At 38.0% G+C, this 25,736-nt stretch carries 23 protein-coding genes; 14 read left to right on the top strand and 9 right to left on the bottom strand.

The genetic code is table 11. The annotated features are described in order from the left end of the window. Positions 1-11 precede the first annotated feature (11 nt). The 7 genes from ilvD (at position 12) to ACZ1GR_RS01880 (ending at position 9,711) form a co-directional block, all read left to right on the top strand. Positions 12-1,688 (top strand): dihydroxy-acid dehydratase, encoded by a 1,677-nt coding sequence (gene ilvD / locus ACZ1GR_RS01910; protein WP_472610575.1) that lies wholly within the window; start codon positions 12-14, stop codon positions 1,686-1,688. Positions 1,689-1,714: 26 nt separating this feature from the next. Further along, positions 1,715-3,448, top strand: coding sequence for a biosynthetic-type acetolactate synthase large subunit (gene ilvB, locus ACZ1GR_RS01905; RefSeq protein WP_472610574.1), 1,734 nt, complete (start codon positions 1,715-1,717; stop codon positions 3,446-3,448). A gap of 21 nt (positions 3,449-3,469) precedes the next feature. After that, a complete protein-coding gene (gene ilvN / locus ACZ1GR_RS01900) occupies positions 3,470-3,997 on the top strand; it encodes an acetolactate synthase small subunit (RefSeq protein ID WP_377766612.1) in 528 nt (175 codons plus the stop codon). A 34-nt stretch (positions 3,998-4,031) separates the two neighbouring features. Beyond that, positions 4,032-5,507, top strand: coding sequence for a ketol-acid reductoisomerase (gene ilvC / locus ACZ1GR_RS01895; RefSeq protein ID WP_472610573.1), 1,476 nt, complete (start codon positions 4,032-4,034; stop codon positions 5,505-5,507). A 35-nt stretch (positions 5,508-5,542) separates the two neighbouring features. Next, positions 5,543-6,808: a threonine ammonia-lyase IlvA gene (gene ilvA / locus ACZ1GR_RS01890; RefSeq protein ID WP_472610572.1), complete on the top strand. Its 1,266-nt coding sequence runs from the start codon at positions 5,543-5,545 to the stop codon at positions 6,806-6,808. Between the two features lie 22 nt (positions 6,809-6,830). Continuing rightward, positions 6,831-8,411 (top strand): NADP-dependent glyceraldehyde-3-phosphate dehydrogenase, encoded by a 1,581-nt coding sequence (locus ACZ1GR_RS01885; protein WP_472610571.1) that lies wholly within the window; start codon positions 6,831-6,833, stop codon positions 8,409-8,411. 193 nt (positions 8,412-8,604) lie between these two features. Next, entirely contained in the window at positions 8,605-9,711 is a 1,107-nt protein-coding gene (locus tag ACZ1GR_RS01880) for a DUF2911 domain-containing protein (protein WP_472610570.1), read from the top strand. Between the two features lie 50 nt (positions 9,712-9,761). Here ACZ1GR_RS01880 and recG read toward each other — a convergent pair whose 3' ends face one another. Beyond that, positions 9,762-11,867: an ATP-dependent DNA helicase RecG gene (recG, locus tag ACZ1GR_RS01875; RefSeq protein ID WP_472610569.1), complete on the bottom strand. Its 2,106-nt coding sequence runs from the start codon at positions 11,865-11,867 to the stop codon at positions 9,762-9,764. 139 nt (positions 11,868-12,006) lie between these two features. Here recG and ACZ1GR_RS01870 point away from each other — a divergent pair, with 139 nt between their 5' ends. Both ACZ1GR_RS01870 and ACZ1GR_RS01865 read left to right on the top strand, forming a co-directional pair. Further along, positions 12,007-14,013, top strand: a complete 2,007-nt coding sequence (locus ACZ1GR_RS01870; protein WP_472610568.1) for a M1 family metallopeptidase — start codon at positions 12,007-12,009, stop codon at positions 14,011-14,013. Continuing rightward, positions 14,010-14,924, top strand: coding sequence for a patatin-like phospholipase family protein (locus ACZ1GR_RS01865; RefSeq protein ID WP_472610567.1), 915 nt, complete (start codon positions 14,010-14,012; stop codon positions 14,922-14,924). Before ACZ1GR_RS01870 ends, ACZ1GR_RS01865 begins: the two co-directional genes overlap by 4 nt. Before the next feature lies 1 nt (position 14,925). On the opposite strand, the gene ACZ1GR_RS01860 is transcribed toward ACZ1GR_RS01865, so the two are convergent. The 7 genes from ACZ1GR_RS01860 to ACZ1GR_RS01830 form a co-directional block, all read right to left on the bottom strand. Further along, positions 14,926-15,444 carry a DUF7935 family protein gene (locus ACZ1GR_RS01860; RefSeq protein WP_472610566.1) on the bottom strand — a complete coding sequence of 173 codons (519 nt, stop codon included), beginning with the start codon at positions 15,442-15,444 and terminating at the stop codon, positions 14,926-14,928. Between the two features lie 62 nt (positions 15,445-15,506). After that, on the bottom strand, positions 15,507-16,268 hold the full coding sequence (locus ACZ1GR_RS01855) for an OmpA family protein (protein ID WP_472610565.1): 762 nt from the start codon (positions 16,266-16,268) through the stop codon (positions 15,507-15,509). A 2-nt stretch (positions 16,269-16,270) separates the two neighbouring features. Further along, entirely contained in the window at positions 16,271-17,833 is a 1,563-nt protein-coding gene (locus ACZ1GR_RS01850) for an FMN-binding glutamate synthase family protein (RefSeq protein ID WP_472610564.1), read from the bottom strand. Between the two features lie 47 nt (positions 17,834-17,880). After that, complete coding sequence (locus ACZ1GR_RS01845) at positions 17,881-18,192, bottom strand: hypothetical protein (protein WP_472610563.1); 312 nt, start codon at positions 18,190-18,192, stop codon at positions 17,881-17,883. 1 nt (position 18,193) lies between these two features. Then, the gene (locus tag ACZ1GR_RS01840; protein WP_472610562.1) at positions 18,194-18,376 is read right to left on the bottom strand and encodes a hypothetical protein; all 183 of its coding nucleotides are present in this window, start codon (positions 18,374-18,376) and stop codon (positions 18,194-18,196) included. Positions 18,377-18,464: 88 nt separating this feature from the next. Next, on the bottom strand, positions 18,465-19,709 hold the full coding sequence (locus ACZ1GR_RS01835; RefSeq protein ID WP_472611844.1) for an amidohydrolase: 1,245 nt from the start codon (positions 19,707-19,709) through the stop codon (positions 18,465-18,467). Positions 19,710-19,755: 46 nt separating this feature from the next. Then, on the bottom strand, positions 19,756-20,295 hold the full coding sequence (locus ACZ1GR_RS01830) for a DsrE family protein (RefSeq protein ID WP_472610561.1): 540 nt from the start codon (positions 20,293-20,295) through the stop codon (positions 19,756-19,758). A gap of 118 nt (positions 20,296-20,413) precedes the next feature. Between ACZ1GR_RS01830 and ACZ1GR_RS01825 the strand changes: the two genes are divergently transcribed. From ACZ1GR_RS01825 to ACZ1GR_RS01815, 3 genes are all read left to right on the top strand, one after another. Continuing rightward, entirely contained in the window at positions 20,414-22,747 is a 2,334-nt protein-coding gene (locus tag ACZ1GR_RS01825; protein WP_472610560.1) for an ATP-dependent helicase, read from the top strand. Positions 22,748-22,810: 63 nt separating this feature from the next. After that, the gene (locus ACZ1GR_RS01820) at positions 22,811-23,341 is read left to right on the top strand and encodes a lipocalin-like domain-containing protein (RefSeq protein WP_472610559.1); all 531 of its coding nucleotides are present in this window, start codon (positions 22,811-22,813) and stop codon (positions 23,339-23,341) included. A 143-nt stretch (positions 23,342-23,484) separates the two neighbouring features. Further along, entirely contained in the window at positions 23,485-24,033 is a 549-nt protein-coding gene (locus ACZ1GR_RS01815) for a DinB family protein (protein ID WP_472610558.1), read from the top strand. A 5-nt stretch (positions 24,034-24,038) separates the two neighbouring features. Here ACZ1GR_RS01815 and ACZ1GR_RS01810 read toward each other — a convergent pair whose 3' ends face one another. Continuing rightward, a complete protein-coding gene (locus ACZ1GR_RS01810; RefSeq protein ID WP_472610557.1) occupies positions 24,039-24,179 on the bottom strand; it encodes a hypothetical protein in 141 nt (46 codons plus the stop codon). A gap of 209 nt (positions 24,180-24,388) precedes the next feature. Here ACZ1GR_RS01810 and ACZ1GR_RS01805 point away from each other — a divergent pair, with 209 nt between their 5' ends. Both ACZ1GR_RS01805 and ACZ1GR_RS01800 read left to right on the top strand, forming a co-directional pair. Continuing rightward, a complete protein-coding gene (locus ACZ1GR_RS01805; RefSeq protein WP_377764882.1) occupies positions 24,389-24,994 on the top strand; it encodes a bromodomain-containing protein in 606 nt (201 codons plus the stop codon). 84 nt (positions 24,995-25,078) lie between these two features. Beyond that, positions 25,079-25,699 (top strand): L-threonylcarbamoyladenylate synthase, encoded by a 621-nt coding sequence (locus ACZ1GR_RS01800; protein WP_377764883.1) that lies wholly within the window; start codon positions 25,079-25,081, stop codon positions 25,697-25,699. The last annotated feature ends 37 nt before the right edge of the window (positions 25,700-25,736 follow it).

Here is a 25,736-nt window from a genome sequence, read left to right as displayed (position 1 = left end):
AGAAACTTTTAATGGAATTAAACAAACACAGTAAAAACGTAACACAAGACCCGACACAACCGGCTGCTCAGGCAATGTTGTATGCCATAGGATTATCGGAAGAGGATCTTAAGAAACCTTTAATAGGCATCGGAAGTACAGGTTACGAGGGTAACCCCTGTAATATGCACTTGAATGATTTGGCGCAAGAGGTAAAGAAGGGTGTTAACGAAAGTGGTTCTGTGGGATTGGTTTTTAATACTATTGGGGTGAGTGACGGAATATCTATGGGCACTTATGGAATGCGTTACTCACTGCCTTCAAGGGATATTATTGCCGATTCTATGGAAACGGTGGTACAAGCCATGAATTATGATGGTTTGGTCACTGTTGTAGGGTGTGATAAGAATATGCCTGGCGCATTGATGGCGATGATTCGATTGAATAGACCGTCGGTTCTTGTATATGGGGGAACCATAGCTTCCGGATGTTTTAAAGATAAAAAACTAGATGTGGTTTCTGCTTTTGAAGCCTGGGGTGAAAAGGTTGCAGGAACGATGAATGAAACTGATTACAAAGGAGTGATTCAAAATGCCTGCCCTGGGGCTGGTGCCTGTGGCGGCATGTATACTGCAAATACAATGGCTTCTGCAATAGAAGCTTTAGGTATGGCTATGCCATTTAACTCTTCCAATCCGGCTATTGGAAAGCCAAAACAAAATGACGCTATAAATTCAGGAAAAGCAGTCAGGCATCTTTTGGAAAAGGATATTAAGCCAAGTGATATTATTAGCCGAAAGTCGCTAGAAAATGCCGTAAGATTACTAACGCTCCTAGGAGGTTCGACGAACGCCGTACTTCATTTTTTGGCCATTGCAAAGGCTGCTGATATAGTTTTCACTTTAGATGATTTTCAGAAGATTAGTGATACAACACCATTTTTGGCTGATTTAAAGCCTAGCGGTAAATTTTTAATGGAAGATGTGCATCGTATAGGTGGGGTGCCAGCCGTAATGAAGTTTATGCTTGAAAATGGGATGCTGCATGGTGAATGTCTAACGGTTACTGGTAAAACCGTTGCAGAGAATTTAGCAGAGGTTCCAAGTTTATCGGAAGGCCAAAAAGTGATTAAACCTTTAAATGCCCCAATTAAAGAAACGGGACATTTAAGAATTTTATACGGTAATCTTGCCGAAAAAGGGGCTGTTGCGAAGATTACGGGAAAGGAAGGGCTATATTTTTCCGGACCCGCCAAAGTATATGATGATGAATTTTTAGCTAACGCGGGTATAGGAAAAGGTGAAGTTAAAAAAGGAAATGTCGTAGTTATTAGATACGAAGGACCGATGGGAGGACCAGGAATGCCAGAAATGCTTAAGCCCACTTCTGCAATTATGGGGGCCGGTTTGGGTAAAGATGTCGCGCTAATAACAGATGGAAGGTTTTCTGGTGGAACGCACGGTTTTGTTGTCGGTCATGTTTGCCCAGAAGCCCAAGATGGCGGGTTAATAGGATTATTACAAGATGGGGATATCATAACAATAGATGCAGAAAAAAATCAAATACACGTAGACTTAAGTCTGGAGGAAATTGCAGAACGTAAGGCAAACTGGAAAAAACCTCCATTGAAGGTAAAACGTGGAAGCCTCTACAAATATGCACGAACAGTATCCTCAGCTTCTGAAGGTTGCGTGACGGATGAATTTTAAAGATTTACTCATTATAGTTAAAAAGCATGGAGACACTTAAAGAAATGAAAACCGAAACTCGTAAAGGCAAGACCTTGAAGATATCGGGTGCAGAAGCGATTATACATTGCCTTTTGGCCGAAGGTGTTGATTTGTTATATGGTTACCCAGGAGGTGCCATTATGCCTGTATATGATGAGTTATACAAATTTCAAGACAAACTCACCCATATTCTAACACGACACGAACAGGGGGCTACGCATGCTGCACAGGGTTACGCAAGGGTTTCAGGCAGGGTAGGTGTTGCCATGGCCACCTCTGGCCCAGGCGCAACAAATTTGGTGACCGGTCTGGCAGATGCTCAGATAGATTCTACGCCAATGGTTTGTATTACTGGGCAAGTGCCAAGACACTTACTAGGCTCTGATGCATTTCAAGAAACTGATATTATTGGAATTTCTACTCCAGTCACAAAATGGAATTATCAGATAACAAAGGCGTCAGAAATCCCTGAAATAATAGCCAAAGCTTTTTATATCGCAAAATCGGGTCGACCAGGTCCGGTCTTAATTGATATAACAAAGAATGCACAGTTTGAAGAACTGATGTTCTCCTATAAAAAATGTACAGGGGTACGAAGCTACAATGCTACTCCTAAACCTGATAAAAAAGCCCTAGAAGCTGCGGCTGAACTAATAAATTCTGCTCAAAAGCCATTTATTGTTTGGGGACAAGGCGTGATTTTAGGTAAGGCAGAAGAAGAATTGAAAGCTTTCGTTGAAAAAGCAGGCATACCTGCCGCGTGGACCATTATGGGCGCCTCTGCGCTAGATACGGAGCATCCTTTAAATGTTGGTATGGTCGGTATGCATGGAAATTATGGACCCAATATTCTTACCAACGAGTGTGACGTTTTAATTGCAATAGGTATGCGCTTTGATGATAGAGTCACGGGAAGACTTGATGATTACGCAACTCAGGCCAAAGTAATTCACTTTGAAATTGACCCTGCCGAGATTAGCAAAAATGTGTATGCTGATATTGCGGTCTTAGGAGATTCAAAAGAAACTTTAGCGCTCTTACTTCCATTAATTAATGTCAATAAGCACGAATCTTGGCACAATCGCTTTAAGGAAAAATATAAAATTGAGTTCGATACGGTAATTAAAAACGATATACACCCCACTAAGGAAGGGTTGACTATGGGTGAGGTCATCGAAGAAATTAATATCGCTTCTCAACAAAAGGCAGTAATTGTCACAGATGTGGGTCAGCATCAAATGATTGGTTGTCGGTATGCAAAGTTTAGAGAAAGTAAAAGCAATATTACTTCAGGTGGTTTGGGTACAATGGGTTTTGCCTTACCGGCTGCAATTGGTGCAAAACAAGGTGCAATGGACCGCGAAGTTGTGGCTATAATTGGTGATGGCGGATATCAAATGACTATTCAAGAATTAGGAGTCATTTTTCAACATAATATTCCTGTAAAAATAGTGGTATTGAATAACGACCATTTAGGCATGGTTCGGCAATGGCAAGAGCTATTTTTTGAGAAGAGATATGCCTCGACCGTAATGGTAAATCCTGATTTTGTCAAAATTGCCGAAGGATATCATATCGAGGCAAAACGTGTAAGTGAACGTAAAGATTTAAAATCTGCAGTTCAAGAAATGATTGCTTCTGACAAACCGTATTTTTTAGAGGTAAAAGTAGAAAAAGAGGATAATGTTTTTCCAATGATTCCTTCGGGAGCTGCCGTCTCTGAAATCCGTTTAAAGTAAACTAATATGGATGATAATAATATAGAAAATCAGTGGTTTACGATATCCGTATACTCTGAAAATAACGTAGGCCTTTTAAATAGAATATCAGGAATATTCTTGAAAAGACACATTAATATAGAGAGTCTAAATGTCTCAAAATCAGAAATTAATAATGTTTCTAAATTTACTATAGTGGTTCACACCACGGAGAATTGGACACGGAAAATTGTTGGCCAAATCGAAAAACAAATAGAAGTTATTAGAGCATTTTATCATACAGATGATGAGACTATTTATCAAGAGTCGGCACTATTCAAAATTGCTTCTGATCTGCTTTTTGATGAACGTCAAATTCAAAATATAATTAAAGACAATAATTCACAAATTGTTACCGTGGCGCGAGACTTTTTCGTATTGGCAAAAACTGGCCGTAGGTTCGAAATAGATGAAATGTACGAACAATTAGCCCCTTACGGCATTATGCAGTTTGTGCGTTCGGGCCGTATATCGGTATCAAAAGATGAAATGCAAATTTCGGCATTGCTTCAAGAGTTTCAACATCATTAAACCAAACAATAATTTAAATAAAAGAGAATACAAAATGGCAAATTACTTTAACACGCTATCGTTACGGGATAAATTAAAACAACTAGGACAATGCAGATTTATGGATTCTTGGGAGTTCTCAGATGGTGTTTCGGCCTTAAAAGGAAAGAAAATAGTAATTGTGGGTTGTGGGTCACAAGGTTTAAATCAGGGACTAAATATGAGGGATTCCGGTTTAGATATTTCATATACCCTGCGTGAATCGGCTATTGCAGAAAAGAGGCAATCGTACGTTAATGCTACAGAAAACGGTTTCGCAGTTGGCACTTATGAAGATTTAATTCCTAATGCAGACGTTGTAATCAACCTTACACCAGACAAGCAACATACGGCGGTTGTAAGTGCTGTAATGCCATTAATGAAAAAAGGAGCTACGTTATCCTATTCACATGGATTTAATATTGTCGAAGAAGGAATGAATATCCGCGAAGACTTAACGGTAATCATGGTTGCACCCAAATGCCCAGGTTCTGAAGTGAGAGAAGAATATAAAAGAGGTTTTGGTGTACCTACCTTAATTGCGGTTCACCCGAACAATGACCCAGAGGGTAAAGGTTTGGCCCAGGCCAAGGCATATGCTGTAGGCACAGGTGGCGATAGAGCGGGGGTATTGATGTCCTCTTTTGTTGCAGAAGTAAAATCTGACCTAATGGGAGAACAAACGATTCTTTGTGGTTTGTTACAGACAGGTTCTATTTTATGTTTTGATAAAATGATTGAAAAAGGTATTGATGCAGGGTATGCGTCTAGACTAATTCAATATGGCTGGGAAACGATTACCGAAGGGATGAAGTATGGTGGAATAACGAATATGATGGATCGTTTGTCAAATCCCGCTAAACTAAAAGCATTTGAATTGTCGGAGGAACTGAAGGATATCATGCGTCCTCTTTTTCAAAAACACATGGATGATATCATGACCGGGCACTTTTCTAAAACCATGATGGAAGATTGGGCCAATGACGACAAAAATCTACTGACCTGGCGTGCTGCTACTGGCGAAACCGCTTTTGAAAAGACCCCTGCTGGTAATGATGAAATTAGTGAGCAAGAGTTTTATGATAACGGGGTTTTGATGGTAGCTATGGTAAGGGCAGGAGTTGAGTTGGCTTTTGAAGCTATGACAGAGTCTGGTATCATTGCAGAATCGGCATACTATGAATCACTTCATGAAACACCGCTAATTGCCAATACGATTGCAAGAAAGAAATTATTTGAAATGAATCGTGTTATATCCGACACAGCGGAATATGGTTGTTACTTATTTGATCATGCCTGTAAACCATTGTTGGCCGATTTCATGAAAGGAATTGATACAACGGTTATCGGTAAACCATTTGGCAATGCAAAGAATACTGGTGTTGACAATGCTAGACTAATTGCTATAAATAAGGCCTTGAGAGAGCACCCTGTAGAAATTGTAGGTGCAAGACTAAGAGCGTCTATGACCGCGATGAAGCCTATTGTTTAGAAGTTCAGATCAAAACATCTTTTTGTTCGTTTTTAATGAAAGACACTGTAACTACATATTTTCCTAAAATTGCCGATATCTATGAGGCAGCTAAAACAATTCGTCAGGTTGCGAACCAGACCCCTTTGCAGCAGAGTATTCGTTATTCCAAGGAGTTTGATGCCAACATTTTTCTAAAAAGGGAGGATTTACATCGGGTTCGCAGCTATAAGATTAGAGGAGCATTTAATAAGATAAGTTCGCTTTCAAAAGAAGAATTAGAGAATGGCGTTGTTTGTGCAAGTGCTGGAAATCATGCCCAGGGCGTTGCCTTCGCTTGTAACCATTTAGGTGTAAAAGGAACAATTTATATGCCAGTCGTCACCCCTAGGCAAAAGGTGGATCAAACCGAGATGTTCGGTGGTGATTGGGTAACTATAGTCTTAGAAGGAGATACTTTTGATGATTCTTATAAGGCGGCCATAGCGGCATGCAAATCAGAACAAAAAACGTTTGTACATCCTTTTGATGACCCTAAAACTATTGAAGGTCAGGCAACAGTCGGTCTTGAACTCTTAGAGCAGTCAGAGGTCCATATTGATTATGTTTTTGTAGCCGTAGGTGGAGGTGGATTGGCTTCTGGCCTATGTGGTACATTTCATGCTTTGTCGCCAAAGACAAAAATTATCGGAATTGAACCCACTGGGGCGCCCTCAATGAAGACTTCAATCGCAAAAGGTGAATTAATTGAGCTAAATGAAATTGATAAGTTTATAGATGGCGCCGCGGTTCAAAAAGTGGGTGCCTATACTTTTTCCATTTGTAAAGAACATCTTTACAATATGGAAACTATTGATGAAGGTAAGGTTTGTCAAACTATCTTAGAATTATACAATAGAGATGCAATAGTTGTAGAACCAGCTGGTGCATTAACAATAGCTGCTCTTGATTCGTTTAAAGAAGAAATAAGGGGTAAAAATGTAGTCTGTATTGTAAGTGGAAGTAACAATGATATTACCAGAACTGCAGAAATTAAGGAGCGGGCATTACTTTACAGTAAGTTAAAACACTATTTCATTATTCGTTTTCCGCAACGTCCTGGGGCCTTAAAAGAATTTGTTGCCGATATTCTAGGACCTAACGATGATATTACGCATTTCGAATATTCTAAAAAGTCTAGTAGGGAGAATGCTCCGGCAGTTGTCGGAATAGAATTAAAATCACCGGAAGACCTTTCGCCCCTTATTACAAGAATGAAAGCAAATGGCTTTTTTGGAGACTATTTAAACGATAAACCTGACTTGTTTCAATACCTAATTTGAAGCATTTTAATAGGGAATACTTATGGCTATAATACCTGAAAAATTTAAGATTACCTCAGAAATACATCATGATACGTATTTGATTAATGGTGAATTAAAAAGATGGAAAGGAAATACAACTAAAGTAGCTTCTACCATTTCCTCCACTGATACGTACATGCCAACTGTTTTAGGCAGTATCCCTGATATGGGCGAACCAGAGGCTATTGAAGCTTTGGATTCCGCTTTGGGCGCCTATAATCAAGGGCAAGGTGTCTGGCCAACAATGAAGGTCAAAGACCGAATAGAATGTATGGAATCTTTCGTTCGAAAGATGGAAACCAAGCGGGAGGAAATTGTTAAACTCTTAATGTGGGAAATAGGCAAGTCTTTGCCTGACTCAGAAAAAGAGTTCGACAGAACGGTAGAGTATATTTACGACACTATTGAAGATTACAAACAATTGGATAGGGATTCCGCAAAATTCCATAAGTCGGGCGATGTGTATGCACACATTCGTAGGGGGCCTTTAGGTGTTGTATTATGTTTGGGCCCTTATAATTATCCGTTGAATGAAACTTTTGCCTTGTTGATTCCGGCAATCATCATGGGAAACACTACAATCTTTAAACCAGCAAAACATGGTGTTTTGTTAATTACACCACTACTGGAGGCTTTTCAGACTTGTTTTCCAAAGGGAGTAATCAATATTTTATTCGGTAGAGGTAGGGCAGTGGCCGCACCAATAATGAAAACGGGCAAGGTAGATGTATTGGCCTTGATCGGAAATAGTAAATCTGCCAATGCGTTACAAGAACAACACCCAAAGAGTAATCGTTTACGTTTAGTTCTTGGTCTTGAAGCTAAAAATCCCGCAATAATTTTACCAGATGCAGATTTAGACTTGACCATCAATGAAGTTATAGCAGGAACTACATCTTTCAATGGACAAAGATGCACCGCTTTAAAGGTGGTTTACGTGCATGAAGATGTTAAAGAAGAATTTTTGAAACGTTTTTCAGAACGTATAGATCAATTGAAATTTGGAAACCCTTGGGATGAAGGAGTCAAATTGACACCTTTACCAGAACCGGGCAAACCTGGCTACATACAAGAGTTAATAGATGATGCTTTATCCAAAGGTGCCGTTGTTCAGAACAAAAAAGGTGGCGAGCACTTTGATAACTATATTTGGCCTGCGGTGTTATATCCTGTATCCAAAGATATGCGCGTATATGAAGAAGAACAGTTTGGCCCTGTAATTCCTGTGTTGTCTTTTAAAGATATTGAAGAGCCCTTAGACGATATGGCCGAATCAAATTACGGGCAACAAGTAAGTTTGTTCGGAAAAGATGTGTACACACTTTCACCGCTAATCGATACGCTAGCCAACCTGGTTTGTAGGGTGAATTTAAATAGCTCTTGCCAACGAGGTCCTGATGTGTATCCATTTACAGGAAGAAAAGATTCGGCGCAGGCCACTTTAAGCGTTCACGATGCACTACGTTCTTTCTCTATCAGAACATTTGTGGCTTTTAAAGATAATGAGTTGAACAATGAAACTATTGAACAACTTTTGGATGCTAAAGTCAGTAATTTTTTAAGCACTGACTATATATTATAAGAACAAGAATGGTTCTTTAGGAATTTTGAAATTTTCCTTGGTAAGCCCGCATCAGGGCTTACTTTTTTATGCAAAAATCTGTTGAATTTAACAGGGAAAGAGGCCTTTTTAACACATTTCTAACTTTGGTTGATTTTAGGTATAGATACTTTTAGCGACAGACCTAATTATTAATTTAAACAACTAAAATCTAATGAAAAAAAGCTACTCAAAAGCCTTAGTGTTTGTAGTATTAACAGCACTAAGCTTTTCAACTAACCTCAAAGCGCAGTTAACCTTACCAGCAGGTAGTCCAGAGGCAGAAGTATCACAACGTGTTGGGATTACGGACATTACAATTCACTACAACAGGCCCTATGTAAAGGGAAGGGAAATCTGGGGTAAGTTAGTTCCCTATGGATTTAACGACCTTGGTTTCGGAACATCGAAATCCGCACCATGGCGGGCAGGTGCCGACTACAATACTACAATCGAATTTACCCATGATTCAAAAATCGAAGGTAAAGATGTGAAAGCTGGTAAATATGCCTTGTTTTTTGCCATTGAAGAAAACGGAGATGTTACCGGAATTTTATCAAGCAATACTACTTCTTGGGGAAGTTATTTTTATGATGAAGCGGAAGACGTGCTACGCTTTAACACAAAAACAAAAGATTTAGACAGTTCCGTGGAAATGCTAACTTTTAGTTTTGACACTGCTGATGCTACAAGTACAACGGCCAGTTTAAAATGGGCGAAAAAGGAAATACCGTTTAAAATAGAAGTTCCAGTAACTGATATTGTTATGAAAGGTATTGCCAATGATTTACGTAATCCAAAAGGCTTTCAACAATCTACTTGGGATCAAGCGGCGAATTATGCATTTAACGCTGGTGACTTAGATCAGGCCTTAGAATGGGTGAACACTTCTATAAGCGGAAAGTTTTTCAGTAAAGAAACCTTTTCTAATTTGGCCTTAAAATCTCAGATTTTGGCAAAACAAGGTAAAGCGGTAGAAGCCACCAATTTCTTGGATAAAGCGGTTGCTTTAGGTAATGTTAGAGAAGTGTATGGTGCTGGCACCCAATTGATAGGTACTAATAATACTAAGGCACTTAGCATATTAAAGGCGAACGTAAAAACTAATAAAGGTGCGTGGCCAAGTAATTATGGTCTTGCAAGGGCGTATTCGGCTGTTGGAGACAGCAAAAATGCTATCAAAGCTATAAATAAATCTTTGACAGTTGCTCCGGCCAATTTTAAACCAAGATTGGAACAGGCCTTGGAAAGGCTTAAGAAGGGTGAGGATATCAATAAATAAAGATTACGGTCTTTTAAAAAACGAAAAGCTCTACAGAAGTGTGGAGCTTTTTAGCTGATATACCCCCAAATAGTTTTGTCTTTGGTCAGGTTTATATAGGCCTGTCTAATTCTTAAATTTTCCTGTTTGGCTATTTTAGGATCTTCTTTTAAAAGAGCAATAGCATAATAGCGAGCAGATTTTAAAATTTGATTATCCTTTACGATATCTGCAATTTTAAGGTTTAACAATCCGCTTTGCTGCGTTCCCATTAAATCTCCAGGACCGCGCAGTTTTAAATCCACTTCGGCAATTTCAAAACCATCATTGGTCCGTACCATAGTTTCTAAACGGGTTTTGGCATCACTAGAGAGCTTATGGCTTGTCATGAGTATGCAAAAACTTTGTTCCGCTCCACGACCGACCCTTCCACGTAATTGATGCAGTTGCGATAGCCCAAAGCGCTCGGCACTTTCAATAATCATTACAGAAGCATTGGGCACATTTACCCCAACCTCAATTACAGTTGTAGCTACCATGATTTGGGTTTTACCTTTTACGAAACGTTCCATTTCATAGTCTTTATCATCAGCTTTCATTTTGCCATGTACGATGGATATCTGATAATCGGGTAGGGGGAAGTCCCGAGCAATACTCTCATAGCCATCCATCAGATCCTTATAATCTAAAGCTTCTGATTCTTGAATTAAGGGATAAACGATATAAACTTGCCTTCCTTTTTTAATTTCATCTTTTATAAATTGAAAAACTTTTAATCTATTCGCATCATATCTGTGTACAGTTTTAATTGGCTTTCTCCCTGGTGGTAACTCATCAATAACCGAAATGTCTAAATCACCATATAAACTCATAGCTAATGTTCTTGGTATCGGTGTGGCTGTCATTACAAGAATGTGGGGAGGAACTTCATTTTTTCTCCACAGTTTTGAACGTTGGGCTACTCCAAAACGATGCTGTTCATCAATGACGGCTAAACCTAAATTCTGGAATTGCACCTTATCTTCCAATAGTGCATGTGTTCCTACCAAAATATTTAAGCTTCCATTTTCTAAGCGCTCATGAATTCCTTTTCGTACGGACTTTTTAACGGAACCTGTTAGAATTTCAATAGTAATATCCATTTCGCCTAACAATTCTTTTAAACCATTAAAATGTTGGTTGGCTAGAATTTCTGTGGGAGCCATTAAACAAGCCTGATAGCCATTGTCAATTGCCAAAAGCATGCACATTAGGGCCACTATGGTTTTGCCTGAGCCAACATCGCCCTGCAATAAGCGGTTCATTTGTGCGCTACTGCCTAAATCGTTTCTTATCTCTTTAATTACCCGCTTTTGGGCATTGGTGAGTTGAAAGGGTAAGTGATTTTGAAAAAAATCATTAAAGCTGTTTCCTACTTGGTCAAAAGCCAGTCCTTTTATTTTTTGTTTGCGAACGGCTTTTTTATTCAATAACTGCAATTGAACGTAAAAGAGCTCTTCAAATTTTAAACGAAATTGTGCTTTGGCCAATAACTCTTGATTTTTAGGAAAATGAATATTTAGTAGGGCATCGGCCCTTGAAATAAGTTGAAGTTCGCTTATCAATTCTTGTGAGAGCGTTTCCTCAAAGTTTGCTTTAGTTTCCAGAAAAAGCTGCTGAATCAGTTTTGACACCACACGATTGGTGATGCCAGAGTTACTAAGTTTTTCGGTAGAAGGATAAATAGGTTGCATACTTATTTTAAGCCCTGCTTGATGTGCCTTTAATAGTTCCATTTCTGGGTGTGGCATTGAAAAGGTACCACCATATCTATTTATCCTTCCGAAAATCACATATGGCTCATTAAGTTTAATATTTTCTTTAATCCATTTTTGCCCTCTGAACCAAACTAGTTCCATTTGCCCAGTATCATCTACAAAACTGGCCACCAATCGTTTGCCGCGCTTTTGTTCTATAGTCTTTAAATGAACAATTTTGCCTAGTATTTGAACATCGGCACCGCTATCTTTCAACTGCGCAATTTTATAGTACTGTGTTTTGTCTAAATATCTATTCGGATATAACTGTAAAAGGTCTTGAAAAGATTCGATTCCCAATTCCGAACGCAGCAGTTCGGCCCTATTTGGCCCTACACCTTTAAGGTAAACTATCGGTGTTTGTAGAAAATTGGAATTCATAGAACTAAAATATGTAATTTGGATTGACTTTTGCTACTTTGCTTTTATGAGGCATTCATTGTTTATACTATCCTTCGTTTATTCAACTTTTTTATTCTGTCAGAATAATCAAAAAGCGGTGGATTTTATCAAAATTGACATGGAAATCACACCTCTTTTTGACTCTAAGGAAGTTTGGGGCAGGGGCACTTATTATTTTGAATTAAAGTCAGAAACGGATTCGATATTCATAGACGCAATCAATATGGATTTTTTGCATGTTTCATTGAATAGAAGGCAAATCGATTTCACGAACTCTGGTAAAAAACTTGGCTTCAAAGCACCAGAAAAAATAGGTAATCATGAATTATTTATACGGTACCTTGCCAAGCCCAAACAAACGGTATATTATATCGGACTAAATGATGGAGTTGAGGGAAATGAACAACTCTGGATCCAAGGCCAGGGTAAATACACAAGTCATTGGCTGCCAAGTTTTGATGATATGTCAGAGAAAGTAGAACTTGACCTTACCTTGAATACCGATGAAGGGTTTACTGTAATCGCAAATGGAAAGCTAACCAAAAAGAATACGGCAGAAGGTATTATAGACTGGCATTTTGATATGCAAGACCCCATGAGCAGCTATTTAGCTGCCTTTGTCATCGGGAAATTTGATAAAAAAGAATTGAAATCGTCATCCGGAGTTCCTATAGAGTTGTATTACGAACCTAAAGACAGTTTAAGGGTTGAGCCTACCTATCGTTATACCAAAGAAATTTTCGATTTTTTAGAAGATGAGATCGGCATTGCTTATCCTTGGCAGAACTACAAGCAAGTACCAGTTAAAGATTTTCTTTATGCTGGTATGGAAAATACGAGCGCGACTGTATTTTCTAATTCCTATATGATTGATTCAACGGCCTTTATTGATAAGAATTATGTTAATGTCAATGCCCACGAACTGGCACATCAATGGTTTGGAAATTTAGTGACCGAAGAAAGTAGCAAGCACCATTGGTTACACGAGGGTTTTGCAACATATTATGCCTATTTGGCCGAACAGCATTTATTTGGTGAAGACCATTTTTACTGGAAACTATACGAGACCGCTAAAACCCTGCACAATTTGTCCGAGAGTGGAGGCGGGGAGGCCCTTAACAACCCAAATGCCAATAGTTTGACCTTTTATGAAAAGGGGGCTTGGGCACTTGTAATGTTAAAAGATAAGATTGGGAAAAATGCATTTCAAAAAGGAATAATTAGCTATTTAAATAAACATCAATTTAAAAATGTTACCATATCTGATTTTTTGGTTGAAATGGAACTTGCCGCTAATACAGACTTGTCCGATTTTAGATCTAAATGGTTAGAAAATGAAGTATTTCCGTGGGAAGAAGTGAAAGAAAAGCTTAAAAGGGAATCTGAAAGTATCGCTTTGGTTTTTGAGATGGAAAACGAATTTCAACGTATTAAAAGCGATGATTTGGATTATGACAGTTATTGGAACAGGACAGAGTCCACTAATTTTAAAGCCCATTTCATACGACAATATCATCGGGTTTTACCTAACGCTATCATTAAAAGAGCCTTTTTAAGCGATGATATTAAAATAAGGCAGGCATTAGCTAGTTCTTTATACGGTATCTCTGGGGTGAAACAATCAACAACCGAAATGGCAGACCTGTTCGAGACGCTATTAGATGACGAAAGTTATGTAACCATAGAAAATGCACTCCTAAAACTTTGGGCAACTTTTCCTGAAAAAAGAACGCTTTACTTTTCAAAAACCCAAAATATTGTTGGTTTGCCAAATAAAAATGTACTGTTGTTATGGCTTACGTTGGCATTGCTAACCCCTGAGTATAATCTGGGCCAACAGCAAGCATATTATAATGAGCTGAATGGATATACTTCTGCAGATAATCATTTTGAGGTAAGACAGTTGGCCTTTCAATACCTAAGTCAAATTCAGGCCATGAGCGACGAAGCACTTGTTAACCTTATAAAAGCTTCTGACCATCACGTTTGGCAATTTAAAAAGTCTTCAAGAAATTTACTTAAAGAATTAAGTGAAAGTATTGAACTAAAAGAACGACTTTTGAGTATATCAAATTCCTTATCCACGGAGGAACAAAGCACACTGAACAAATTGTTAAAGCAATGAAAGCACTTGTAATTTCTGGAGGTGGCAGCAAAGGTGCTTTTGCTGGTGGGGTGGCCCAATTTCTTATTGAGGAGGCAAAAAATGACTATGATATTTTTGTTGGCACCTCTACCGGAAGTCTTTTAATTTCGCACCTCGCTCTAGGAAAGCTTAATAAAATCAAGGAGATTTATTCCAATGTAAATCAGAAAACTATTTTCAATAACTGTCCGTTTGTGGTCAAGCGAAAATATGGTGCCGATATTATCAGCATGAACCATTGGAATATTTTTAAGAATTTTATAAAAGGAAAAAAAACCTTTGGAGAAAGCGAAAATTTAAGGCAGCTAATTCGTAATAGTATTACTGTTGCTGAGTTTGATGAATTAAAAGCTTCGAATAAAAATGTTGTTGTTACGGTTTCCAATCTATCTCTAAACCAGGTAGAGTATAAATCTATAAATGATTGTACGTATGATGAATTTTGTGATTGGATTTGGATTTCTGCCAATTACACACCATTTATGAGTTTGGTTCGCAAAAATGGTTGCGAATATGCTGATGGAGGACTAGGAAGTCTTGTTCCGATTGAAGAGGCAATTTTAAGAGGTGCCACCGAGGTTGATGTTGTTGTTTTACATACAGAGGTAAATTACTATAACAGAATGCCCTCAAGAAACCCTTTTGAACTTATTACCAATATGTTAGGGTTTGTTTTAGATCGCATAGAAAATCAAAATATTAGAGTAGGTAAGCTCGTGGCCAATCAAAAAGGAGCGATTATTAACCTGTATTATACCCCAACTATTTTGACCACAAATTCTTTAATTTTTAATAAAGAGAAAATGACTCGCTGGTGGAAACGGGGCTACTTATACGCTAAGAACAAAAATGCGGAGAGTATGCCTATAAAACCTGAAGTTCAGGAATAGTTTACCACAGATCGCCAATTTCCTTTTTCACAAAAGCCAATGCTGTTGCTGAAGGAGATTGTTTTTCTAACATTTGCGTTAAAATATCTTCACGAAGTTTATCTGCAGAGTCCGATTCGCTCATGGCAGCAGACCTAATTATTTGAATGGTAGCACTTTTGGCCGCTTTAATAATGTTCCAACACTCATCCGTCATGTAGATTTGTTGTGACAAATTATGATCAAATTCATCTTCAACATTCTTTATGAGTAGATTTTCGTAGTCGTTTTTGTTTTGACTTTGGGGAGCCACTCGCACTACTAGGCTATTTACAGCAATTCGCTCTAAATACAAGGCCATGCGCTCATAAGCTTGCAATCTAACCGGGAGTGTATCTTTCTGTGAATCTTTATGCAGTAAAAAACGTCTTCTACCATCTTCGTTACGGGTGTGTAGTCTAAAAAAATAAAAGCCGATAAGGCCTGTAACCAACGAGGGTAATAGATAAGCAAAGAGTTGAAAAACTTGGTCTCCGGTCATTTGAATTGATATTTATTTGGATTTAAAACGGAGTAAATCCCTAAAAAGTATATCTAGATCTCTTACATTTTTTCTTTGGCCAAACTGTAAAATGCTTTTAAATCAGGAGATAGTTTAATGGTTATACCTTCTTTGAAGTTTCCGTCTTTAGTGGCAATTTTCAACCTTTCTGCCGGAATGCCGTTAGCTTTCCATAACTCATTGGCTACAGCGGCTGCCTGCGTATACGACACATCGAAATCGCCAGTAATGTTAAGTGCCTCTATAGTAATTTCCCTTTTTGGGTTTTTTGTAATTAATTGAGCTATTCTTGCAATAGTTGCTTTTCCTTCTTCGCTTAAAACCTCAGATTGATCATTCTCGAATAATGACAAAAGACTATTAGAAACCGAAATACTGCCATTGGCTGCACCTACTTTGGCATTAGCTCCCAAAATTTGTTTGCTCTGTGATAATATGGCGATGGCCGTTGAATCATTTTTGGCAAAAGAATCAGATATCAATCTTAGTTGTTGTTCTTTTTCATTAAGACTGCTCAATGCACTATTGACGGTCTCTGTATTTTGTTTTGAAATTTTAGAGAAATTCGTAAGATTTTGAAGTAAGGTTGCATTCGCATTTCTGAGTTCAGCAGCTTCTCTGTTCGCTAATTCAGCGTTAGCATTACTTACATTAATTTGTCTTTTTGCGACCGATACAGAATCGTTTAGGGCCAAAATAGTTTGTTCAAGCTCGGTAATTTTATTTAGCAAGTCCTTCTTTTTTTGAGCTTGAATCAATGTTGTAGAAATCAAAAAGAAGATTAAGGGTACTAGTTTTTTCATAATTAAGAATTGGATTTTCCTCCTAGATAGGTACATTCATAAAGTTCTTTCATACTATTAAAACCAACCTTGGTCTTTTCATAACCATAAACCGATTTTAAATCACTGCTAAGATAATCATCATCAACATTAACTTGAATATCTGTCATTGTAAATTGTGCAGGATGCTCATAACCTGCAGCGTGAGTCACCTCTAAAAATTCTTTTCTAAATGTTTTGAAGTACTGTGCCAAACGTTCAGATTTTAGGGTGACATCTATTCCGCTCTGGCGCCATTTACTTTGTGTGGCAATGCCTGCAGGGCATTTATTGGTATGACAAACCTGGGCTTGAATACAGCCAATACTCAGCATAGCTTCTCTAGCGACATTAATGCAATCTACCTCCATTGCGAAGGCCATAGCTGCTTTGGCCGGAAAACCGAGTTTACCACTGCCAATAAATACGATTCTATCGGTAAGTCCTCTATCTTGAAAAATTTTATAGAGGCTTGCAAAGCCATAAACCCATGGTAAAGAGACGTGATCGGCAAAACTTGGTGGTGCTGCTCCGGTTCCTCCCTCACCACCGTCGACGGTAATAAAATCAGGACCTTTACCGGTTTTTTTCATTAAATCGGCTAGTTCTATCCATTGGTCCAATTTTCCTATCGCTCCCTTTATACCAACGGGAAGTCCTGTCTCATCGGCTATTTTTTCCACTAGGGAATGTAATTCGGCAATTGTTGAAAAAGCTTTGTGGGTGGATGGCGATAATACATCTTTACCGACCTCGACCCCGCGTATCTCTGCAATTTCTTTGGTTATCTTGGCTCCGGGCAATACGCCGCCTTTACCTGGTTTTGCTCCTTGTGAGAGCTTAACTTCAATGGCCTTTATACATGGGTTTTCATCAACCAAGACCTTCATTTTGTCCAAGGATAGATTTCCATCTTTTGAGCGTACCCCGAAATAACCTGTGCCAAAATGGAAGACTACATCGCCACCCTTTTTATGATAGGGAGAAAGGCCACCCTCACCAGTATTATGATAAGCTTCGGCCTCGAGAACACCTTTGTTCATGGCTTCTACCGCAGCAGCGGATAAAGAACCAAAGCTCATTGCGGATACATTTATTATTGAAGAAGGACGATAAGGTTTCTTCCGTTTGTTAAAGGCGCCAATGACTTTTGCACAGGGTAAAAAATATGGATTTTCTATGTTTGGGTGATTTTCAGGGATTTTATAGCCGATCATAGCATTTTTTATAAAAATATGCTGATGCGCATAAACATCCCTATCCGTACCGAAGCCTTCATAATTATTTTCACGCTTCGCCGAAGCATATATCCAACTTCGTTCAATACGGTTAAAAGGGAGCTCCTCTCTATTATTGGCAACAAAATATTGTCTCATTTCAGGGCCAATACTTTCTAACCAATAACGTAGGTGGCCTACAACTGGATAGTTATGGCTAATAGTATGGGCTTTTTGAAAAAAGATATCACGGATGGCGATAAGCACAATCACCGCAACTATCCATAACCACCATGGAACGTTACCTAAAAAAGTTAAAACTCCGTCCATAAATTAAAATTTAAATACAAGTTCAAATGCAAGAATCAAGTTCAATACTAATTAAAAATGAATTTATAGGCAACATAGATTACAATTAGCAACAGAAAGAAATATGATACTATTTTTCGAAATGGATGCATATGTTTTAATTCTGATGCTGCATTTTCCTTATCTACTTTTTCTTTTAGTTGAAATGCCTCATTAAAATCTCTTGAATCCACAAAGAAAATAACAGAATCTAATCCACCATCCCCAGAAGACTTATTGAAACTATGATATTCAATGCCAACTTTATCTAATTCTTGTTCAAATATTTTAGATGGAAACGGACTGGCAAATTCTGCTACCTGGCTAGTAAAATCCTTCAACTTATATTTTCTTGTTATTGTCCAATACTATTTTAATAACCCCAAATAATGCCAAAAGCACCCCAATAATAAAGCTTGTTAGACATATCCAAGCTGGTTTCTCCATCGTTAAAAGTAACATTCCCAGCGACGTGAATACCATCCCAAAAATGGTGTAGATGAGCCCTTTATTCTTTTTATCCATTATTTAAGTTCAAATACAAAAGTCAAGTTCAAGTTCAACCCTTCGACAGGCTCAGGGTGACAAATAGCACGTTTTTGTAAACTCCTAACTACTTATTAAGGTAGTCTAATGTTAACTCTGTCATTGCTTTTACACCTAGTTGCATTCCTGCATCATCAATCAAGAAATCTGGAGTATGATGTGGAAAAGATTCTTTATTTCCAGGGGTCATTCCTCCTAAAAAGAAGAAAAAACCTGGCGCTTCACGTTGAAAGTATGAGAAATCTTCGGCACCCGTGATTGCTTTTTGAATTACTACATTATCCCCACCGGCAACACGCTGTAAAGTAGGTAGCATTTGGGTAACCAAAGCAGGGTCGTTGTACGTTATGTCCGTAGCATCTTTTATCTCACACGTGGCGGTTCCGCCATAGGCTTTTGCAATGGTTTCAACCATTTCTACCATTCGCTTGTTTAATTTGTCTTTCATATCATAATCAAGCGTTCTGATAGTGCCTATCATTTCAGCACTTTCTGGAATAATATTAAAACGAACACCACTCTTAATTTTACCTACGGTAATCACAGCTGCCTCTTCGGTAAGTTTGGTTTCACGGCTAATAATAGTCTGTAAGCCATCAATGATTTTAGCACTTATCAAGATTGGATCCACACCGGACCAAGGTTGTGAACCATGACTTTGTTTTCCTTTAACCTTAATTGTAAAACTCTGAGCAGCGGCCATAGTACCGCCAGATTTGTAACGAATCATGCCTACTGGAGTCTGAGAGTTTATGTGCAATCCGAAAATGGCATCCACTTTAGGGTTTTCCATAACACCTTCTTTCACCATTAATAATGCACCGCCTTCTTCACCTGGTGGTGGGCCTTCTTCTGCCGGCTGAAAAATAAACTTTACGGTTCCTTTAATTTTGTCTTTGTTTTTTGATAGTACTTCTGCAACACCCATTAAAATGGCTGTGTGGGTATCATGTCCGCAAGCGTGCATAACACCGACTTTTTCGCCTAAAAACTCAGAGGTCACAGTAGACTTAAATGGTAAATCATTACGTTCGGTAACCGGCAGCGCATCTATGTCCGCCCGAAGCGCAACGACTTTACCTGGTTTGTCTCCTTTTAAAAGCCCCACCACCCCGGTATGTGCCACACCAGTTTGCACTTCAATACCTAACGATTTTAGATGCTTTGCTATTTTTTCGGCTGTTTTAAACTCTCTATTGCCCAATTCTGGGTTTTGATGAATATCATGTCGCCAATCGATTACTTTTTTCTCAATACTCTTATAATCTTCGGAGAGGTTTGGCCCTTGAGCCATCAATCCGCAAGTAACCATTGAGAATGCAAAAGCGAATACTTTAAGTTTAGTCATAATTTGAGTTTTAAAATTTAATAAGGCGGTAGCCATCATTTTGTAATTGTATCAAAGCTGTCATTGCCGATAATGATAACTGCACGCCGGAAATTGTTTCTTCTATCGGAAAATCTCTAGATAAGGATGATTGTCCGCAGAATATAAAATCTACCCCAGCGTCCATCAATTGCTGCACCATTTCTGCATTCGGGTTTTTTATTCCATACCGTTCAATATAGACTTCATTGGTGATAATATCTTTTGACGCCTTGTTATGAACTACCAAGGCCACTTTCATGTTTTCTTTCGACACTCCATTTTGTGCATGCATATTCAAAAATCGGGCAGCCGTTTCAATGCTTCTATTTAAAGCTGAAGGGTCTTCGGGGCTATTCATGATATCAAAGACCACTTTTAATTCGGTATCATTTTCAATCTTATAATTTTGACCTTCGATTTGCCAAACTTTACCGTAGTCCGGGATTACTGGGCCTGCTTTTTTTTCTTGGGCTGCGATACTAATTGTGAAAAGTATCAGTAGGCTTAAAAGGAAGTATTTTCTGTTCATAAAGTCTAAATATATCTAAAAATAGAAGAAATACCATTTGCTGTTCAAAAGTATTTAAAGCTTCATTTCAACAAACCAAGTAGATTGGCTAATTTCACCTTTTGACTTTAATTTATCTGTGGAAGAAAAGATTGCTTATTTAAAAGGATTGAACGAAGCCCAGTTGGCTCCTGTTTTGCATAAAGATGGTCCTTTGATGGTTATTGCCGGGGCCGGCTCTGGAAAAACCAGGGTTCTGACCTACCGTATTGCCCATTTAATGGCGCAAGGGGTAGATTCTTTTAATATTCTGGCCTTAACTTTTACCAACAAAGCGGCCCGTGAGATAAAAAAGCGTATAGCGGACATCGTTGGTAGTTCAGAAGCTAAAAATCTGTGGATGGGTACCTTCCATTCCGTATTTGCCAAACTATTGCGTTTTGATGGTGATAAATTGGGGTATCCCAGCAATTTCACCATTTACGATACCCAAGATTCTCAACGCTTAATAGCCTCGATCATTAAAGAGATGGGGCTCGATAAGGATATTTATAAATACAAACAGATACAGAATAGAATCTCTTCTTATAAAAATAGCCTGATTACCGTTAAGGCCTATTTTCAGAATCCTGAATTGGTAGAAGCCGATGCGATGGCAAAACGACCAAGGCTTGGTGAGATTTACCAAAACTATGTAGATCGTTGTTTTAAAGCGGGCGCAATGGATTTTGATGATTTGTTATTGCGCACCAATGAGTTGCTAACACGGTTTCCTGAGGTTTTAATGAAGTATCAAGATAGGTTCCGCTATATTTTGGTAGACGAGTACCAAGATACCAACCATTCGCAATACCTTATTGTTAAGGCTCTTTCTGACCGATATCAAAACATTTGTGTCGTAGGTGATGATGCACAAAGTATCTATTCTTTCAGAGGCGCCAACATTAGTAATATTCTAAATTTTCAGAAAGACTACGACGATGTGGGCATGTACCGTTTAGAACAAAACTATCGCTCTACCAAGAATATCGTGAATGCTGCCAATTCGATAATTTCTAATAATAAGAATCAGCTAGAAAAGGTAGTTTGGACCTCCAATGATGAGGGAAATAAAATAAAAATACATCGCAGTATTACCGACGCCGAGGAAGGCCGTTACGTCGCTGCATCTATTTTTGAGAATAAGATGCAACACCAAATGGGCAATGGTGAATTTGCCGTGCTGTATCGCACCAATTCACAGTCTAGGGCCATTGAAGATGCTTTGCGCAAGAGTGATATTCCCTATCGTATTTATGGGGGGCTTTCTTTTTACCAACGTAAGGAAATTAAAGACGTTTTAGCGTATTTACGTGTTGTTATCAATCCAAAAGACGAGGAAGCTTTAAAAAGAATTATCAATTTTCCTGCACGTGGAATAGGGCAGACCACAGTTGATAAATTAGTTGTTGCAGCAAACCATTACGGACGTTCTATTTTTGAGGTGATAGAAAACCTTTCCAAATTGCAATTAAAGATTAACGGTGGCACTACCCGAAGATTAGAAGATTTTGTTACTATGATCAAAAGCTTTCAGATAATGAATGAAGGTGCTGATGCTTTTACACTTGCCGAACATGTTGCCAAAAAGACTGGGTTACTATTAGAATTTAAGAAAGACGGTACCCCAGAGGGTATTGGTAAAATGGAAAACATTGAGGAACTGCTCAATGGTATTCAAGATTTTGTGGAAGGGCAAAAAGAATTGGCTGACACTACTGGCAGTTTAACCGAATTTTTAGAAGATGTGGCATTGGCTTCTGACTTAGATAAGGACACTGGTGATGATGATAGGGTAGCCTTAATGACGATTCACTTGGCAAAGGGGCTGGAATTCCCATATGTCTACATTGTAGGTATGGAAGAAGATTTGTTTCCTTCTGCCATGAGTATGAACACACGAAGCGAACTAGAGGAGGAGCGAAGGTTGTTTTATGTGGCACTAACCCGAGCAGAAAAACAGGCCTACTTGACCTATACTCAAAATCGTTACCGTTGGGGAAAACTTATAGATGCCGAGCCCAGTCGATTTTTAGAGGAGATTGAAGAGCAATATGTAGAGAATTTAACTCCGGTAAACGATGGTTACCGCTACAAATCTTTGATAGATGCCGATATCTTTGGTGAAGTTGATAAAAGTAGATTAAGACAAGTTAAACCTCAAAATGGCACACCGCCAAGTGTAAAAGGCCCTAATGAAAGTCAGTTGCGCAAGCTTAGAAAGCTTAAGCCAGAAATTTCAAGACCCTCTGCCAATACCAATGTAATTGACGCCAATCTAGTAGAAGGTGCTTTGGTAAACCATACCCGTTTTGGTAAAGGAAAGGTTTTAAAGATTGAAGGTGTGGGTAACGACAAAAAAGCTGAAATTCAATTTGATAGAGGTGATATTAAAAAGCTATTGTTGCGCTTTGCTAAATTAGAAGTATTGTAAAATGGAAATAAGCAAACTGGTTTGGTTAATCCATAGTTGTAGGTCTTTATAAAAAAAACGAAAATGAAAAAATATATTACCATTTCTCTCTGTATAGTTTTAAGTGTTATAAGCTGTAAACAAAATGGTGAGACAATAAATACTTCTGATAAAAAAGAAAACGTAACAACTACAAAAGAAAAATTTGATGGTTCTTGGGAATTGAAAGAATGGACTGCTGAGTTAAAAAGTGGCGAGATTGTATTTCCTTATGGTGAGGATGCCAAAGGAATACTAACTTATGACAAATTTGGTAATATGGCAGTTCAGTTAATGAAGAACAAAAGACCTAAATTTTTATCTGAAGACCCGCTTAATGCACAACCAGAAGAAGTTTGGGACGCTTATAATGGTTTTATTGCCTACAGTGGAAGCTATGAGATAGATACTAGTTCAAATCAAGTAACCCACCATATTAGACTAACTTCCTTCCCTAATTGGGTTGGTCAAAATCAAACTAGGTATTATGAATTTAATGATGATAATCTGATTTTAAGTACTGATTTAATTGGGGCAAGTAAACATAAATTGTTATGGGAAAAGCTAAACAATTAATGACTTAGAACAATGGCTATAATTTATTGTGGTTTTGTGCCATACCAAAATAAAGATATAAATCAAACAGCTAAATTTTGGCGGAATAATGCTATGGATAATTCCACAAAGAAATCATAGCCGAGACTGATAAATAGATAAATATGATTAAAACCAAAATTATCATAATAATCAGCATTACGTTGTTAATTCTAAATGTAACTCCACTTTTTGCCCAAGAAGAAAAGTTTGTTAACGATTTTATAGAGCGTTTAGAGAACTCCCAGAAATACCTAAACCTTGTGGCGGAGATGATGCCTGAGGAGAAGTACGACTATAAGGTTACCCCAGAGTCGTTGAGCTTTGCTGAAAACCTAATGCATATCGGTTATGCCTTAGATTGGCATAGCCAATCATTATTGGGTGGGCGAGAGGCTAGAACATGGCAAACAGACACCATCTATAAAACGCATAATAAAAATAAGAAAGAGATGCTTGTGGTAATCAATGACACTTTTGAAAAAGCCATTACCTTGCTAAAAGGTTTTGATACTAGACGACTAGACGATAAGCTTGATTATTTTGGACTGGATAGGAGTAAGCGCCAGATTTTTATGCTCCTTGCGGACCATATTACGCAACACAGAGGGCAAATGCTGGTGCATTTACGTTTAAACGGTTTGGTGCCGCCTAGATACGTTTTGTATCAATAAACCAACTAAAACTGCTTTCTTGCTCTTTTATTTCTGCTGCTTCTAAAATTTCTACCGTCTTTGGTTAAGTAACCGATTAAACCTAAAGCCAAACTAAGAGCAATGACAGTCACCATCATATAAAGTGCTTCACTAGGAATATCCATATTTCTAAAATACAAATAAAAATTGAGTTTTAGCTGATTTAATACACTAATAGTTAGAAGGTTACTATCTTTTTAGTTCTAAGTAAAAAATCACTGTTTTATAAAATACCTGTTTTCAGGGAGTTTAGGTTTTGTTTTTTGAGAGAAATTTGCTCTATAATAATTAAAATAGTTCAATAGTAATTTCGTTTTATAAAAAAACCAACCATATGATTGTATTCGGACACCGCTCTACCCATCTTAAATCGGCACAACTACGAAATGTAAAATGCCCAAACTGTGAAACACAAGACCAAATGACCGCTAGCGTTTATGGTCGTCATGTACATGTTTTTTGGATTCCTGTTTTCCCAGCAGGTAAAATAGGCGTATTTGAATGTCAGCATTGCCATAAAGGTTTCAAGAAAAATGGCTTGGGAGAAGATGGTAAGCTAGCCTATAAAAATTTTAAGGGTACTGTAAAGCATCCGTTATGGAAGTATTCTGGACTGGCCATTATTGCACTTTTAATTTGTTGGGGCGTCTATGCCTCAAAGCAAAAAGAAGATAGAGTGTCAGAATTGGTTCAAAACCCTGTGATGTTCGATACATATACTTTTAAAACAGAAGCAGGATATTATTCCACCTTTAAGGTCGTAGAAGTCTTTAAAGATAGTATGTATGTAAATTATAACAATTACGAAACGGATAGATCTTCTGGTGTTGATAAAATAGATTTACAGAAAAACTATAGTGATCAAATTTATGTACTTACAAACAATGACATCTTAAATATGCACCAAAGAGGCGATATTAAAGATATTGAACGTAACTAATTGCACTCATTGATACACATTAAAAAGCAAAGCAAATTACGCTTAGCTCGCATTTTATATTAACTTTAGTGTAAGGCTAAAGTAATGGCGCAATTCATAAAAATATACAGTGAAAACCCAAATCCAAAGGAAATTGCGAAAGTAGTTAGAGTACTTCGTGATGGTGGTTTGGTAATTTATCCTACCGATACGGTGTATGGTTTAGGTTGTGATATCACCAAGTCACGTGCCCTTGAAAAGATAGCAAGAATAAAAGGGATAAAATTGGCAAAGGCCAATTGGTCTTTCATATGCGCCGATTTGAGTAACCTGTCAGATTACGTAAAACAAATAGATACTGCAACGTTTAAAATTCTTAAACGCGCTTTACCTGGCCCATATACTTTTATATTGCCGGGTAATAACAATCTGCCAAAAGACTTTAAAAAGCGTAGTACAGTTGGTATTCGAGTACCTGACAATAGCATTGCCCAGGCTTTGGTAAACGAGTTAGGTAACCCTATAGTTTCTACATCTATCAGAGATGATGACGATGTTTTGGAGTATACTACGGACCCAGAACTTATATTTGAAAAATGGCAAAATTTGGTAGATGTGGTCATTGACGGAGGCTATGGCGATAATGTGGCATCTACTGTTATAGATTTATCGTTACATCCGCCAGAAGTAGTTCGTGAAGGTAAGGGTAGTTTAGATATTTTATAAAAAAAGGCAGCCAATTGGCTGCCTTTTAATTTCTTTA

This window comes from Croceitalea sp. W27 (assembly GCF_055693185.1).
The sequence above is the reverse complement of the archived record's forward strand: the minus strand, read 5'-3'. Positions and strand labels throughout refer to the sequence as shown.

Excerpts from the sequence above, each read along its gene's own strand:
- recG (WP_472610569.1), bottom strand. The coding sequence starts at position 11,867 with ATGAATTCCAATTTTCTACAAACACCGATAGTTTACCTTAAAGGTGTA.
- ACZ1GR_RS01805 (WP_377764882.1), top strand. The coding sequence starts at position 24,389 with ATGATTGTATTCGGACACCGCTCTACCCATCTTAAATCGGCACAACTA.
- ilvA (WP_472610572.1), top strand. The coding sequence starts at position 5,543 with ATGAAAGACACTGTAACTACATATTTTCCTAAAATTGCCGATATCTAT.
- ilvD (WP_472610575.1), top strand. The coding sequence starts at position 12 with ATGGAATTAAACAAACACAGTAAAAACGTAACACAAGACCCGACACAA.
- ACZ1GR_RS01815 (WP_472610558.1), top strand. The coding sequence starts at position 23,485 with ATGATTAAAACCAAAATTATCATAATAATCAGCATTACGTTGTTAATT.
- ACZ1GR_RS01840 (WP_472610562.1), bottom strand. The coding sequence starts at position 18,376 with ATGGATAAAAAGAATAAAGGGCTCATCTACACCATTTTTGGGATGGTA.
- ACZ1GR_RS01885 (WP_472610571.1), top strand. The coding sequence starts at position 6,831 with ATGGCTATAATACCTGAAAAATTTAAGATTACCTCAGAAATACATCAT.
- ACZ1GR_RS01820 (WP_472610559.1), top strand. The coding sequence starts at position 22,811 with ATGAAAAAATATATTACCATTTCTCTCTGTATAGTTTTAAGTGTTATA.
- ACZ1GR_RS01865 (WP_472610567.1), top strand. The coding sequence starts at position 14,010 with ATGAAAGCACTTGTAATTTCTGGAGGTGGCAGCAAAGGTGCTTTTGCT.
- ilvB (WP_472610574.1), top strand. The coding sequence starts at position 1,715 with ATGGAGACACTTAAAGAAATGAAAACCGAAACTCGTAAAGGCAAGACC.
- ACZ1GR_RS01860 (WP_472610566.1), bottom strand. The coding sequence starts at position 15,444 with ATGACCGGAGACCAAGTTTTTCAACTCTTTGCTTATCTATTACCCTCG.
- ACZ1GR_RS01810 (WP_472610557.1), bottom strand. The coding sequence starts at position 24,179 with ATGGATATTCCTAGTGAAGCACTTTATATGATGGTGACTGTCATTGCT.
- ACZ1GR_RS01850 (WP_472610564.1), bottom strand. The coding sequence starts at position 17,833 with ATGGACGGAGTTTTAACTTTTTTAGGTAACGTTCCATGGTGGTTATGG.
- ACZ1GR_RS01870 (WP_472610568.1), top strand. The coding sequence starts at position 12,007 with ATGGAAATCACACCTCTTTTTGACTCTAAGGAAGTTTGGGGCAGGGGC.
- ACZ1GR_RS01855 (WP_472610565.1), bottom strand. The coding sequence starts at position 16,268 with ATGAAAAAACTAGTACCCTTAATCTTCTTTTTGATTTCTACAACATTG.
- ACZ1GR_RS01835 (WP_472611844.1), bottom strand. The coding sequence starts at position 19,709 with ATGGTTACTTGCGGATTGATGGCTCAAGGGCCAAACCTCTCCGAAGAT.
- ACZ1GR_RS01800 (WP_377764883.1), top strand. The coding sequence starts at position 25,079 with ATGGCGCAATTCATAAAAATATACAGTGAAAACCCAAATCCAAAGGAA.
- ilvC (WP_472610573.1), top strand. The coding sequence starts at position 4,032 with ATGGCAAATTACTTTAACACGCTATCGTTACGGGATAAATTAAAACAA.
- ACZ1GR_RS01880 (WP_472610570.1), top strand. The coding sequence starts at position 8,605 with ATGAAAAAAAGCTACTCAAAAGCCTTAGTGTTTGTAGTATTAACAGCA.
- ACZ1GR_RS01830 (WP_472610561.1), bottom strand. The coding sequence starts at position 20,295 with ATGAACAGAAAATACTTCCTTTTAAGCCTACTGATACTTTTCACAATT.